The following is a 251-nucleotide window of genomic DNA, read 5'->3' as shown; positions in this document are numbered from 1 at the left end:
ATGGCGCACCCTTTACCCCGGTGTAGAATCTTTAAACGTTGCCGTCATGGGCTGCGTCGTTAACGGACCGGGCGAAAGCAAACTGGCAGACATCGGTATCAGCCTGCCCGGAACCGGCGAAACCCCTGTTGCCCCGGTTTATGTTGACGGAGAACGCAAAGTGACTTTAAAAGGCGACAACATCGCAGCCGAATTCTTAGAGATTGTCGAAGAATACGTCAAAGTCAATTATTGCGAAGGCGGTGCAAAAC

The 251-nt window shown here is 51.8% G+C and carries 1 protein-coding gene; it reads left to right on the top strand.

The window, feature by feature from the left end:
* Window positions 1–251: flavodoxin-dependent (E)-4-hydroxy-3-methylbut-2-enyl-diphosphate synthase (locus ACTHTA_RS11555; protein WP_440379639.1), on the top strand; the 251-nt coding region annotated here is incomplete at both ends.

Origin of the sequence: Neisseria sp. P0013.S005 (assembly GCF_051958425.1) — a bacterium.
GTDB classification, from domain to species: domain Bacteria; phylum Pseudomonadota; class Gammaproteobacteria; order Burkholderiales; family Neisseriaceae; genus Neisseria; species Neisseria subflava.
The sequence above is the reverse complement of the archived record's forward strand: the minus strand, read 5'-3'. Positions and strand labels throughout refer to the sequence as shown.